Source organism: Nonomuraea sp. NPDC003707 (assembly GCF_053587055.1).
This window is the reverse complement of record NZ_JBSFNK010000035.1, coordinates 26,263-39,142: the sequence shown is the minus strand read 5'-3', so window position 1 is coordinate 39,142 and position 12,880 is coordinate 26,263. Positions and strand designations below refer to the sequence as shown.

Below are 12,880 nucleotides of genomic sequence, written 5' to 3'. Positions count from 1 at the left end.
AGGTCTTCCTGCCGGCGAGAATGCCTCAAGGCCGGTGGTCGTGGCCAGGTCAAAGCACCGTCGAGGGCGTAATGGGCCGTGCGACCAGAGCGGCCGCAGGCGGTGGTGTGGTCAAAGGAAGCGTGAGTCCTGATCGTCTCGCCGAGTCGGAAGCCAGGTGCGTGGCGGTATCGACGGCGGGTGGCAGGAGTGTGTAGCCAGGCGGTGATGAGGCATGCCGATCCATTCGCGCAGTTCACCCCACCTGATCCCTCGAGAGGGCCTCGATGCGCTCGATGTGCTCCTCGCCCCACTCCCCGAGCGGCGCCATCGCGGTGTTGAGTGAATGACCGAACTCGGTGAGCGAGTATTCCACCTTCGGCGGGACCTGGTGATAGACCTCACGATGCAGCAGCCCGGCGGCCTCCATCTCCCGCAACTGCAGGATCAGCACCCGCTCGCTGATGCCGGGCACCGCGCGCCGCAGCTCCCCGAAGCGCAGGGGACCATCCTGGAGCGCGAAAAGGATCAGTCCCTTCCACTTGCCTCCCATGACGGCGATGGCTGCGTCGAGACCACAGGTGAATGTCCGCTTCTTCGTCTCCTTCACCGACTCATACTCACATTTATGTCAGTACCCGGCAAGAAAGTAGGTACTTGAGAGAATGTGGGTGCTCAAGCCAGCATGAATCAGGCCCGCGCCAAGACCAGGACGGTCTCCAACGCGGCGCGCTCGCCTCCTCATCTCTGTGGCTGGAGTATGCATATGACTGCAATGAACGGGACACCGGTGACCGTCATCGGACTGGGCTCGATGGGCACAGCACTGGCCGAGGCCTTCATCAAGGCCGGACACCCGACCACCGTCTGGAACAGGACCGCCGCCAAAGCCGCGCCCCTCATCACCATGGGAGCCAGGCATGCGCAGGCCATTGAGGACGCGGTGGCGGCAAGTCCCCTGGTCATCGCCTGTCTGACCACCTTCGAGGACACCCGGCTGGCACTGCGGCCGGCCGGCGCGTCGCTGCGTGGGCGGGCCCTGGTCACCCTCAACAGCGGTTCCCCGGCCGGCGGCCGCGAGACGGCGGCCTGGGCCATCGACCATGGCGCCCGGTTTCTGGCCGGGGCGGTCAAGAACGTGCCCTCGGCCGTGGGAGCCCCGGACACCCTGCTGTACTACAGCGGCGACAAGACGGTCTTCGAGGAGTTCGGGACCACTCTGAAAGCGCTGGGCGGCGACACCGTCCACCTCGGCGACGAAGCCGACCTGGCTGCCCTGTATGAGATGGCGGTGGGCGCCATGCTGCTGCCGGCACTCGTCGGCTTTTTCCAGGGCGCCGCCGCGGTCCAGGCGCGCGGGCTGGAGGTGAACACGATGGTGCGCTTCGCCGGCAAGTGGCTGGACATGATCAAGTCCCTGCTGCCGATCTACGCCAAGGAGATCGACGGCGGCGACTACACCGACGCCGCCTCCTCCGTGAACCTCTTCCTGGCGGGGGTGGTCCACGACGAGGACCTGGCCAAGGAGACGAACGTCGACACGGCCTGGCTCGCCCCGCTCCATGACCTGGTGAGGCGGGCAGCCGAGGCAGGCCACGGCGATCACAGCATCTCGGCCCTCACCGAGGTGCTCAGAAAGTCGGCGCGACAGCCATAAGCCGGACGGGGCCCGGACGAAGCGTCCCATCAAGGCCGCACCTGACGAACTGGCCGGACCGGCTCACCTCATCGGTAGGAGTCGATAAGCCGTGCGAGGTGCCTGCCGGCGATCTCCAGCGGCGCCTCGCTCTGGGACACCTGCGCCGACAGTTCCGCGCCCTCCAGCATGTTGATCACGCTGTGGGCGAGGTCGTGCGCCACGTCGTCGGCGAAGCCGGAGCGACTGAGTTTGTCGCGGACCAGCAGGCGCCAGCTCTCGTAGGCGTCCTCTGCTGCCTGCTGGATCTCGGGCACCCGGCCGGCGCTCTCCAACGCCGTGGTGGTGACGGGACAACCGTCCAGCCAGCCGGACTCGCGCAGCCCCTTGGCCAGGTCGCGGGTGCAGGCGACGATCGCCGCGGCCGGATCGTCCTCCTGGTCGAACGCCGCACGCAGGAATTCCGCGAACTCTCTGTCCCCATGGCGTACCGCCTCGACCGCCAGTTCCCGCTTGCCGCCCGGGAAGAAGTGGTAGACCGAGCCGAGTGTGGCCTGCGCCTCCTGGGAGATCTGCTTGAGGCCCGTCGCCTCGTACCCCTGCCGCTGCATCAGGCGAGAGGTCGTCCGGACGATCCGCTCCCGGGTGCCGATCTCGTGCTGGGTCCGCATGGCTCCCATCGTACTGAATAGAGCGCTCGTTCTAGTCGTGTGCTAGCGTGCCGTCTAGATAGAGCGTTCGTTCTAGTGGTCAGGAGAGCGTGGATGAAGTCTGTGACGGTGATCGGGTTGGGCCCCATGGGACACGCCATGGCAGGCGCCTACCTCGACAGCGGCTACGAGGTGACCGTGTGGAACCGTACTCCTGCCAGGGCAGACGAACTGGTGGCGCGGGGCGCGAGGAGAGCGGGATCCGTCGAGGCGGCGCTCACCGCCAACGAGCTGGTGGTGCTGAGCCTGACCGACTATGACGCGATGGATGCCATCCTGGCGCAGGCCCCGCGTACCGCCCTGGTCGGACGTACCCTGGTCAATCTCACCTCCGACGCCCCGGACAGGGCACGTCAGGCGGCCGTGTGGCTGGCCGACCGCGGGGCCGTCCAGATCACCGGGGGCGTGCAGGTGCCGCCTCCGGGCATCGGCACGCCGGACGCGATGACGTACTACAGCGGCCCCAAGGACGCCATCGAGGCGCGCCGGCCCGCCCTTGAGGTGCTGACCGGGATCGACTACCTCGGCGAAGACCCGGGATTGGCGGCGCTGTACTACCAGATCGGGATCGACATGTTCTGGACGGCGCTGGCAGGCTACCTGCACGGCCAGGCGGTGGCGGAGGCCAATGGCATCTCGGCGGAGGATTTTCTGCCGCACGCGGTGAAGACCATGGACCTCCGCTATTTCCTGGAGTTCTACGCGCCGCGCATCACAGCAGGCAACCAAGAGGGGGACGTCGACCGAATCTCCATGGGCGTGGCGAGCCTGGAACACGTGCTGCGCACCACTCAGGTATCCGGCGTTGATGACTCACTTCCCGCCGCAGTCTTGAAGATCTTCCGCCAAGGCGTCACCGCCGGCCACAGCCAGAACAGCCTCACGAGCTTGATCGGCGTGCTAAAGCGGCGCTGATGTGCTTCCACGCGCGCTTGCCTGCTCGTCGGACGGGGCCGTCATCTTGACCGGGTGCACCTCTATCAGACGTACGACGCTACGTGGCGAGGGTGCAGGCCGTGCCATTGAGGGCGAATTGCGTGGGTGCCGAGTTCGTGCCGCTGTAGGTGGCCTGGAAGCCGAAGGTGACGGCGGTTCCCGCGGCGATGGTCGCGTTGTAGGGGGCGTTGCGCGCGGTCACCTGGGCGCCTTGCTGGCTGACGGTGGCGTTCCAGGAGTTGGTGATCTGCTGGTTGCCCGGCCAGCTCCAGGTGAGCGTCCATCCGCTGACGGAGGCCGTGCCGGTGTTGGCGATGGTGACGGCGGCGGTGAACCCGTTGTTCCAGGGGTCGGGTGTGTACGTGGCCCGGCAGGCGCCGGCCGGGGGAGTCGGCGTGCTGGTGGGGCCGCCGCCGGTGAGGCCGAAGAACTGGACGGCGGCGGCGGCCATGCCGCTCATGGGCAGGCTGTGCCCGGCGCCCTGGATGCTGTAAGCCTCGACCTTGACCGTTCCGGCGGGGTCGGCGTAGCGGCGGCGGTTCCAGTTGGCCTGTGGCGTGTCGGTGCCGGTGGGCGTCTGGCTCAGGCCGAAGACGTTCGTCCACTGGTCGATCTCCTGCTGGAGGAGGGCAACGGGCGGGACAACCAGAAATGGCGGTTCAACGCCGATGGCAGCATCACCGCCGTCGGAGCGAACAAGTGCGTGGACGTCAGCGGCGCCGGCACCGCCAACGGCACCAAGGTGCAGATCTGGGCATGCAACGGCCAGAACAACCAGAAGTGGACCCGCGTCTGAACGCCATGTGACGTCCGTCCGGACCCTGGAGCCGGCCCGCTCTCCTGTGGCGGCTCCAGCGGTCTGGACGGCCGCTTATTTCAGGCGGTCGAGCCGAAGCGGAACGCCGCGAGCCGAACGTCGCCGTGCACGTTCACCTGCAGATCATGGACGCCGTCCGGCGACGTCGTCAGGTCGCCGGCCACGGTCATCCATGCGTAGCGGCTCCCGGTGGCCGGCACCGATATCTCCGCCAGCAGCCGGTCACCTGCCAGGAACTCCAGCTTCCCTGGACACACACCGGCGACCTCGGCCTCGACCCGGACCGCGCCGGACAGCTCGACGGAGCGGAACAGCAGGGTCGCGGGCTGCTCGTGCTTCGCGGGAGCGACCGCGTCGCCGGTGGTACGGGTGGCGTCGACCAGGGTGATGGCCGCGTGGTCGTCGAAGTCGACGGCCGGCGTGCGCCTGTCGACGACGACGCGCGGCCCGGGGGCGGGACCGCTCACTGTGATCGGCGCCGTCAGGGTGATGTCACCGGCGGAGCGGCCCACCAGCACCTCATAGTCGCCGGGGTCAACGGTGAAGGCCCCGCCGGCCACGTCCCAGTGGGCGAGGTGCTCGGCTGACAGCCGGAACGTGAGATCCAGCCTGTCGCCCGGAGACAGCGCGACCTTGCGGAAGTCGGCGAGCCGGAGCGAAGGGGCCTCGTAGCGGGCGTTCAACGCCCGGACGTAGAGCTGCACCACCTCAGATCCCTGCCGGGTTCCGGTGTTGGTCAGCGTGAGCGAGACCTCAACCGTACCGTCCTGGGGCAAAGTTCCCGAGGACAGCCGCAGGTCGCCGTAGGCGAACTCCGTGTAGGAGAGCCCGTGGCCGAAGGGGTACAGCGGAGCGGCCCGGTGGTACTGGTAGGTCCAGCCCGCCTTGATGATGTCGTAGTCCAGGGGGTGCGGAAGCTCGTCGTCGCCGCGATACCAGGTCTGCGGCAACCGCCCGCTCGGTTCGGCCTCGCCGAGCAGGACGGCGGCCACCGCCCGGCCGGTTTCCTGCCCGCCGTGGGACGTCCACACCACGGCGGGCAGGTGCTCGTCGGCCCAGTCCAGGGCGTAGGGGTAGCTGCTCATGGTGACGAGCACGGTTTCGGGGCGCACCTCGGCGACCGCGCGCAGCAGCGCTTCCTGCCCCTCGGGCAGCGCGAGGTCCCGGCGATCTTCCGTCTCGCGGCCGTTGATCAGCGGGTGGTTGCCGAGCACCACGACGGCGACGTCTGCGTCCTCGGCCGCGGACCGGGCCGCTGCCGTACCGTCATGGAGCAGTTCCCGCTCCCAGCACTCGGCGTCGGCGGGAGTTTCGGCGGTGACGCTGACCCGCCCGTCAACGGGGTCGACGACGGCGTACCGGCCGGTGCGAACGTTGCGCAGCACCACGCCATCGGCGACCGGTTCAAGGTAGAAAGTTTCGTTGATGTGCCAGGTCTTGAGCACCTCCCGATCTGCGGCGAGCGAGCCGTCTGCCTGGAGGCTGAGGTAGCGGCCGTTGGCGGCGTCACGCAGCGTGGACGCCCCGCCGCCCCAGTCGACGACGTCGAAGGAGGACTTGCCCAGCAGTTCACCGGTGGAGCGTGAACGCAGGGCGATCCGGTCGGCGCCTTCCACTCGCACGACCTCGCCGAGCGCCGCCTCCAGCCCGGCGGCGACGCTGATCTGGTACGGCATGGTGCCGCTGTACCAGTCCTCGAACAACGTGTCCGCGAGCGGTCCGATGACGGCGACTCGCGGGTTGCGCTCCAGGGGCAGCAGGCCGTCGTTCTTGAGCAGCACCACCGACTCGGTCGCGGCGCGCAGGGCGAGAGCCCGGTGTTCGGCGCAGTCGATCACTTCGGGGCCGATGGCGGCGTACGGGTCGAGGTCCGGATCGAACTCCCCGAGCCGGAAGCGCAGCGAAAGTTGCCGTCGCACCGCGCGGTCGATGTCGTCCTCGTCGATCAGTCCTCGATCCAGCGCCTCGCGCAGCCTGCCGACCGGAGTCCCGCTGTCCTCACCGTGGTCGGTGAAACTGTCGATCCCGGCCTTGAGCGCGGCGGCATGGGATTCGGCGTGATCGTCGAAGTAATGCTCCAGGTCGACCAGGTTGGAGGGCGCCTCCGCGTCGCTGACCACGAACAGCTCGTGTCCGGTCGGCTCGGCCCAGCGCCGCAGCTCCGTCTCGATGAGCGGGCTGACGTGGCAGGGACGGCCGTTGACCAGGTTGTACGCGGCCATCGCGCCGGTGGCCAGGCCCGAGGCGACCACTGGCCGGAACGCTGCCAGATCGTATTCGTGCAGCACCCGGGGACGAACGCCGGAGGAGGTGACGCATCGGTCGTCCTCGTTGTTGTACGCGAGGAAGTGCTTGAGCACCGGGGCCGCACGAAGGAAGGCCGGATGATCGCCGGCCAGGCCCCGGCAGTAGGCGACGCCGAGCCGTGCGGTGTGCACCGGGTCCTCGGAGTAGCCCTCCTCGTTGCGCCCCCAGCGCGGGTCGCGCAACGGGTTCACCACGGGAGCCCACGCCTGCAGGCTGTTGGCGCCGGAGCCGATCACGGGCGGGCGGTGGCGGTGGAAGGCGCGCAGCTCGACCGAGACGGCCTCGGCGACCAGCCGCACCAACTCCTCGTCCCACGTCGCACCCAGGCCAACTGCCTGCGGAAATACCGTCGCCACCCCCAGCCACGCCACGCCGTGCAGGGCTTCGCTCCCGGTGCGGAACGAGGCGATGCCCAGGCGCGGTACAGCAGGCGCGTACTGGTGCAGCATCGCGATTCTTTCGTCGAATGTTAACCGTTCGAGTAGGTCGTCGACGCGCTTGTGAATCGGTAGCGCGGGGTCCCTGAAGGGAAACGTGTCGGCTGCGGACGGAGGCGGGAAGCTCACGTGTCAGACCTCTAAGCAGGCTTGATGGGAGGGGGTCAGCGAAGCGCATCGACGCTGTCACGAGCCTGCCGGAGTGTCAACGCCTCACAGGAGGGAAACTTTCGTTTAATACTTGCCCTTGTGCCGCCAGAAACATGTCATTAGTCTCACGGCAACATAGAAGCGCTTCGACGACTTCGAAGGGTAACCCCCCATGAGACCCGAGTTGAACCGCAGAGCCTTCGTCGGTGCCGCGGCGATGGTTCCTCTCCTCGCCGCCTGCAGCAACGCGCCCCAGCGGAAGATCGGCACGAACACCAAGACCGGGCTCCAGGCGGCGCTTCCGTCGTACGTGCCGAGCACCGCCGTCAAGGCGGACATCCCGTCCGTGCCAGGGCCGGCCGGAGCGGCGACCGACCCCGCCTTTCTGGCCTACCCGTCCCCGTCCACTGCGGTCAGGACCGTCTCGGCAATGCCGGGCAAGGGCGGCAGCTACAGCGCCGTCACTCCGCTCTGGGGCACGGTCCCGCCGGCGGGGAACTCCTTCTACGAGGCCATGAACAAGGCCCTGGGCGTCACCCTCACCATGAAGCCGGCGGACGGCAACAACTACAACACCATCGTCCCGCCGATGGCGGCCGCCAAGCGCCTCCCCGACTGGATCCAGCTGCCGACCTGGTGGAACACCGCGTTCAACATCGGCGGGCTGGTCGGGACCCAGCTCGCCGACCTGACCCCCTACCTGGCCGGCGACAAGATCAAGAAGTATCCCAACCTCGCCGCCATCCCCACCGGCGCCTGGCAGGCCGGCGCGTGGGGCGACAAGCTGTACGGCATCCCCTGCTTCTCCAGCAACTTCGTCGTCGCCGGGTGCGTCTACTACCGGCGGGACATCCTGGAGGCGCGGGGAATCACCGCCGACCAGGTGAAGTCCGTCGATGACATGATGAACCTGGGCAAGGAGCTGACCGACGCCAAGCGCGGCGTGTGGGCCTTCGACGACGTGTTCACCTACCTCTTCACCGCCTGGGACATCCCGTCCAACTGGAAGGTCGAGGGGGGCAAGCTGCTCCACAAGTACGAGCTGCCGCAGTTCCTCGAGGCGCTCGACTGGCACTACCGGATGGCGAAGGCCGGCTACCTCCACCCGGACACGATCGCAGGCCAGAACGCCTCCGGCACCACCCGGTTCTACTCGGGCAAGGTGCTGATCCAGGGCGGCGGCACCGGCGGCTGGAACCTCACCGACCACGAGTCGGGCACCGCCGCCGACAAGAGCTACCGGCGCGCCGCGTTCAACTACTTCACCCACGACGGCGCGGGCAAGCCGCAGGTCTTCATGGGCGCCTCCACGAGCGTCATCAGCTATCTCAACGCCGGCCTGAAGCCCCAGCAGATCGAGGAGTTGCTCGCGGTCGCCAACTATCTGGCCGCACCGTACGGGTCCGCCGAGTACACGATGGTCAACTTCGGGGTGGAGGGCGTCCACTACACGATGAAGGACGGGGTGCCGACCGCGAACGAGGACGGCAAGAAGTTCGTCCAGCCGCAGACCTTCCCGTTTCTGGCCGCGCCGCCCGGCGTGATCAGCAATCCCGGCGCCGACCAGGTCACGAAGGACTACGCGGCCTGGCAGGCCGCAAATGTTAACGCTCTCTACAAGCCGGTGTTCTGGAACATGAACATCAACATGCCCCAGCAACTGTCCATGGCCAACGCGCCGCAGTCCATCGACGACGCCATCAAGGACTGCTACCACGGCAAGAAGAAGGTCTCCGAGGTCCAGGCGGTCATCGACACCTGGAAGAAGAGCAGTCTGGACCGGCTCAAGGGGTGGATGACCGAGAACGTGCTGAACAAGTACGGCACGGGCCAGTGAACGAGGGCCTGACCTGGTGGGGCAGGCTGCGCCGCGACCGGTCACTATTGATCATGGTGGCGCCCGCGGTCGTCCTGCTCCTGATCTTCAACTACGCCCCGATGGTCGGGGTCATCACCGCCTTCCAGTACTACGACCCGCTGGTGGGGATCTGGAGCAGTGACTGGGCAGGACTCGACCAGTTCCGCCAGCTCTTCACCGACCCGCTGTTCTGGGGCGCGCTGAAGAACACGCTCTACCTGAGTTTCGTCCAGCTCGTCCTGTTTTTCCCCGTCCCGATCGCGCTGGCGATCCTCCTCAACTCGGTGCTCAGCGAGCGGGTGCGCAACTTCGTCCAGTCGGTCGTCTACCTGCCGCACTTCTTCTCGTGGGTGCTGGTCATCACGATCTTCCAGCAGATGCTGGGCGGCGCGGGCGCGCTCAACCAGTTCCTGCGCTCGCATGACCTCCAGACCTGGGACGTGATGACGAACCCGGACACGTTCGCGCTCCTGGTCACCTTCCAGGGGGTGTGGAAGGAGGCCGGCTGGGGGATCATCGTCTTCCTGGCCGCGCTGGCCGCCATCAACCCCGGCCTCTATGAGGCGGCGGCCGCGGACGGCGCCGGGCCCTTCCGGCGGATATGGCACATCACCCTGCCGGGCCTGCGGGGAGTCATCGTGCTGATGCTGGTGCTCCGGCTCGGTGGAGCGCTCTCCGTCGGGTTCGAGCAGTTCCTCATCCAGCGGGACGCGGTCGGCCACGAGAGCGCGGAGGTGCTCGACACCTACGCCTTCTACTACGGCGTCGCCACGGCCAACTACAGCTTCGGCGCGGCGGCCGGGCTCTTCAAGAGCGTGATCTCGCTCCTGCTCATCTGGGGCGCCAACAGGTTGGCGCACTCCTTCGGCGAGGACGGGTTGTACCGGAAATGACCAAGGTATTCACCATCGGAGGCGCCAGGCGCGCGGCGCGGGCACCGCGAGCGCGGCGGGCGACACGCCCGAGCTGGCAGGAACCGCCGACTGCCGCCGGTCAGTCGGCCAAGGGCATCACCCTCGGCGGTGTGCTGCTGGTCGTGCTGGTCCCCCTGTGGATCGTCGTGGTGACCAGCCTGTCCACCCGCGGCGCCATCGGCCGGGCAGGCGGCCTGGTGATCTGGCCGGATGGCCTGACCTTCCAGGCATATGAGGAGATGCTGACCGACTCGACCGTACGTACCGCGCTGCTGGTGAGCCTCGGCATCACTATCGTCGGCACGGCTCTGTCCATGGTGGTGTCGGTCCTGTGCGCGTACGGCCTGTCGCGGCCGCGTTCGCTCGGGCACCGCTTCATCCTGGTGCTGCTGATCGTCACGATGTTCGTGGGCGGCGGCCTCATCCCGACCTTCCTGGTGGTGACCGGGCTCGGCGGCTATGGCCAGTGGTGGGCGCTGATCCTCCCGAGCGCGGTCTCGGTCTTCAACATCCTGGTGCTCCGCTCCTTCTACTCCAGCACCGCGGGCGAGCTGATCGACGCGGCGCGGATGGACGGCGCGTCGGACTGGCGGATCCTCTTGTCCGTCGTCCTGCCCACCTCGCGGGCGGTGACCGCGGTGATCGCGCTGTTCTACGCCGTCGGCTACTGGAACTCCTTCTTCAACGTCATGCTCTACATGCCGACAGAGAGCGAGAAGTGGCCGCTGCAGTACGTCCTGCTGACCTACGTCAACCGCGGAGTCGGCATGCCCGGCATGGTCAACGCCGGCTTCGGCATGGCACACGCGCAGACCGCCCCCCTGTCGCTGCAGATGGCCGTGGTGGTCCTCACCCTGGTGCCGCTCGTGCTCGTCTACCCGTTCGTTCAGAAGCACTTCCGCACCGGCGTCCTGACCGGCGCCATCAAGGGCTGAACCCGATGGTGACCATCGCCGATGTGGCCAAGGCGGCGGGCGTCTCCCCGAGCACCGTCAGCTATACGCTCAGCGGCAAGCGCCGCGTCTCCGCCGAGACCCGGCGGCGCGTCGAGCGGTGCGTGATCGAGCTCGGATACCACCCGAACGCGGGCGCCCGGGCGCTGGCGGGCAAGCGCTCGCACATCCTCGCTCTGGCAGTGCCGCTCCGCAGCGACGTGTACGTGCCGATCATGATGGAAATCGCCACCTCCGTCACCGTGGCCGCCCGCAAGCACAGCTACGACGTCCTGCTGATCACCAATGACGAGGGCCCCGACGGTATCCGCCGCCTCGCCGCCAGCGGCCTGGCCGACGGCGTCATCCTCATGGACGTCGAGCTGGACGACAAGCGCATCCCGACGCTGGGGGACCTGCGCACCCAGGCGGCGCTCATCGGCCTGCCCGAAGATCCCCGAGGGCTGTCCTGCGTCGACCACGACTTCTCCGCCGCCGGCGCGCTGTGCGCGGATCATCTGGCCGACCAGGGCCACCGCGACATCGCCTTCATCGGCTACGGCTCCGGCATCTACCGGCGGCACGCAGGATACGCCGAGCGCACCCTGGCGGGGTTCCGCGCGCGTGCGGAGGAACGCGGTCTGCGCTTCCTGCACCGCCCTTGCGAGGGCACCTATGAGAGCACGGCCGGTGCGCTCGGACGGATCCTGTCGGACAGGCCCAACACCACTGGCTTCGTGGTGCAGAACGAGGGAGCCATCGGGCCGCTGCTCGACCTCCTGCGCACCAGCGGGCGGACGGTTCCCGAGGACGCGTCGGTGATCGCCCTGTGCCCCGAACATCTGCCCGAACGGTACGCGCCCGCCCTCACAGCGGTAACCGGCCCCGCGAAGGAGCTCGGCCGGATCGCCGTCGAGCAGGTCATGTCACGGATCACCGCGTCCACGCGCGGCGAGCAGCCCACCGACGAACTGGTGCTGCTCGCCCCCACCCTGACCATCCGCGAGAGCACCGGCCCGGCCCCCCGGCACAGCCTCATCTAGGAGCACTCCATATGTCCCCCCGTTTTCGTGACCCCGAGGCCTGGCGCATCGAGGACGCTTTCCTGCGCGACGGGGCCCGGCTCCCGATCAGGGCGGAGGAAGCGTGATGTTCTTCGGCGGCGACTACAACCCCGAGCAGTGGGACGAAGCGGTCTGGAAGGAAGACGACGCGCTGATGCGCCGCGCCAGGGTCAACCTGGCGACGGTCGGCGTCTTCTCCTGGGCGCTGCTGGAGCCGGAGGAGGGCCGCTACGACTTCGCCTGGCTCGACGCCCATCTCGACCGGCTCCACGCCAACGGCGTCTCGGTGGACCTGGCGACTCCCACGGCCTCCCCGCCACCGTGGTTCACCCTGGCCCATCCCGACGCCATGCCCGTCACACGAGACGGCGCCCGGCACATTCACGGCAGCCGGGACACCTATTGCCTGGCCTCCCCCGCCTACCGCACTGCTGCGCGAAACATCGCAAGAGCACTCGCGGAGCGGTACGGCGAGCATCCGGCGGTCGTGATGTGGCACGTGCACAACGAGTACGTCACGCTCTGCTGGTGCGACCACACCGCCGCCGCGTTCCGCGACTGGTTGCGTGACCGTCACGGGTCGCTTGAGGCGCTCAACGAGGCGTGGGGGACGGCGTTCTGGAGTCAGCGGTACGGCTCCTGGGAGCAGGTGCTGCCGCCGCGTGCCACCAACTGGCACCAGAACCCGGGCCAGCACCTGGACTTCCGGCGGTTCTGGTCCGACCTGGTGCTGGCGGCCTTCCGGCGGCATGCGCTCCGACCACGCCCTGCTCTCCCGGCTCCAACTGCAGTCCACCAGCGACCAGCAGAACCTCCAGCTCTACGCGCCCATCGCGGCCTCGGCCCCCCACCGCCGTCCCGCCCGAGCAGGGCGCCGTCTGGGCCTATCCGCAGCCTGGGGACTCCCCGGACGAGGTGGCGTTCACCATGGCCGGCGCGCTGCTCGGCCGGATCCACCTGTCCGGCCTGATCACGGAACTCGGCCCCGAAGCCCGCGACCTCGTCCACGAGGCCGTGACCGTCTACAAGGACCTCCGGGCCGACCTGCCGCAGGCCGTACCCGCCTGGCCGCTCGGCCTGCCGGCCTGGGACGACCCGTGGATCGTGCTGGCTATGCACGCCCCGACCGCCACCTATCTC

The 12,880-nt window shown here is 68.2% G+C and carries 12 protein-coding genes; 8 read left to right on the top strand and 4 right to left on the bottom strand.

Annotated elements, in window-relative coordinates; all coding sequences use genetic code 11:
• Positions 1-235 precede the first annotated feature (235 nt).
• Positions 236-589 (bottom strand): winged helix-turn-helix transcriptional regulator, encoded by a 354-nt coding sequence (locus tag ACWDRB_RS52785; protein WP_449907961.1) that lies wholly within the window; start codon positions 587-589, stop codon positions 236-238.
• 156 nt (positions 590-745) lie between these two features.
• Between ACWDRB_RS52785 and ACWDRB_RS52780 the strand changes: the two genes are divergently transcribed.
• Complete coding sequence (locus ACWDRB_RS52780; protein ID WP_449907959.1) at positions 746-1,636, top strand: NAD(P)-dependent oxidoreductase; 891 nt, start codon at positions 746-748, stop codon at positions 1,634-1,636.
• A gap of 68 nt (positions 1,637-1,704) precedes the next feature.
• On the opposite strand, the gene ACWDRB_RS52775 is transcribed toward ACWDRB_RS52780, so the two are convergent.
• Positions 1,705-2,286 carry a TetR/AcrR family transcriptional regulator gene (locus tag ACWDRB_RS52775; RefSeq protein WP_449907957.1) on the bottom strand — a complete coding sequence of 194 codons (582 nt, stop codon included), beginning with the start codon at positions 2,284-2,286 and terminating at the stop codon, positions 1,705-1,707.
• A gap of 93 nt (positions 2,287-2,379) precedes the next feature.
• Here ACWDRB_RS52775 and ACWDRB_RS52770 point away from each other — a divergent pair, with 93 nt between their 5' ends.
• The gene (locus ACWDRB_RS52770; protein WP_449907955.1) at positions 2,380-3,240 is read left to right on the top strand and encodes an NAD(P)-dependent oxidoreductase; all 861 of its coding nucleotides are present in this window, start codon (positions 2,380-2,382) and stop codon (positions 3,238-3,240) included.
• Between the two features lie 79 nt (positions 3,241-3,319).
• Here the strand turns inward: ACWDRB_RS52770 and ACWDRB_RS52765 are convergent, their stop codons facing one another.
• Positions 3,320-3,721 (bottom strand): cellulose binding domain-containing protein, encoded by a 402-nt coding sequence (locus ACWDRB_RS52765; RefSeq protein ID WP_449907953.1) that lies wholly within the window; start codon positions 3,719-3,721, stop codon positions 3,320-3,322.
• Between the two features lie 9 nt (positions 3,722-3,730).
• Between ACWDRB_RS52765 and ACWDRB_RS52760 the strand changes: the two genes are divergently transcribed.
• On the top strand, positions 3,731-4,057 hold the full coding sequence (locus ACWDRB_RS52760) for a ricin-type beta-trefoil lectin domain protein (protein WP_449907951.1): 327 nt from the start codon (positions 3,731-3,733) through the stop codon (positions 4,055-4,057).
• Between the two features lie 80 nt (positions 4,058-4,137).
• Here the strand turns inward: ACWDRB_RS52760 and ACWDRB_RS52755 are convergent, their stop codons facing one another.
• Positions 4,138-6,834 carry a glycoside hydrolase family 3 C-terminal domain-containing protein gene (locus tag ACWDRB_RS52755; RefSeq protein WP_449907949.1) on the bottom strand — a complete coding sequence of 899 codons (2,697 nt, stop codon included), beginning with the start codon at positions 6,832-6,834 and terminating at the stop codon, positions 4,138-4,140.
• A 310-nt stretch (positions 6,835-7,144) separates the two neighbouring features.
• Between ACWDRB_RS52755 and ACWDRB_RS52750 the strand changes: the two genes are divergently transcribed.
• The 5 genes from ACWDRB_RS52750 (at position 7,145) to ACWDRB_RS52730 (ending at position 12,710) form a co-directional block, all read left to right on the top strand.
• Positions 7,145-8,809, top strand: coding sequence for a hypothetical protein (locus tag ACWDRB_RS52750; RefSeq protein WP_449907947.1), 1,665 nt, complete (start codon positions 7,145-7,147; stop codon positions 8,807-8,809).
• Positions 8,806-9,723 carry an ABC transporter permease gene (locus ACWDRB_RS52745; RefSeq protein WP_397375510.1) on the top strand — a complete coding sequence of 306 codons (918 nt, stop codon included), beginning with the start codon at positions 8,806-8,808 and terminating at the stop codon, positions 9,721-9,723. The genes ACWDRB_RS52750 and ACWDRB_RS52745 overlap by 4 nt, the downstream gene beginning before the upstream one ends.
• Complete coding sequence (locus ACWDRB_RS52740) at positions 9,720-10,679, top strand: carbohydrate ABC transporter permease (RefSeq protein ID WP_449907944.1); 960 nt, start codon at positions 9,720-9,722, stop codon at positions 10,677-10,679. The genes ACWDRB_RS52745 and ACWDRB_RS52740 overlap by 4 nt, the downstream gene beginning before the upstream one ends.
• Before the next feature lie 5 nt (positions 10,680-10,684).
• The gene (locus ACWDRB_RS52735) at positions 10,685-11,719 is read left to right on the top strand and encodes a LacI family DNA-binding transcriptional regulator (protein WP_449907943.1); all 1,035 of its coding nucleotides are present in this window, start codon (positions 10,685-10,687) and stop codon (positions 11,717-11,719) included.
• Between the two features lie 106 nt (positions 11,720-11,825).
• On the top strand, positions 11,826-12,710 hold the full coding sequence (locus tag ACWDRB_RS52730; protein ID WP_449908120.1) for a beta-galactosidase: 885 nt from the start codon (positions 11,826-11,828) through the stop codon (positions 12,708-12,710).
• Positions 12,711-12,880: the final 170 nt, after the last annotated feature.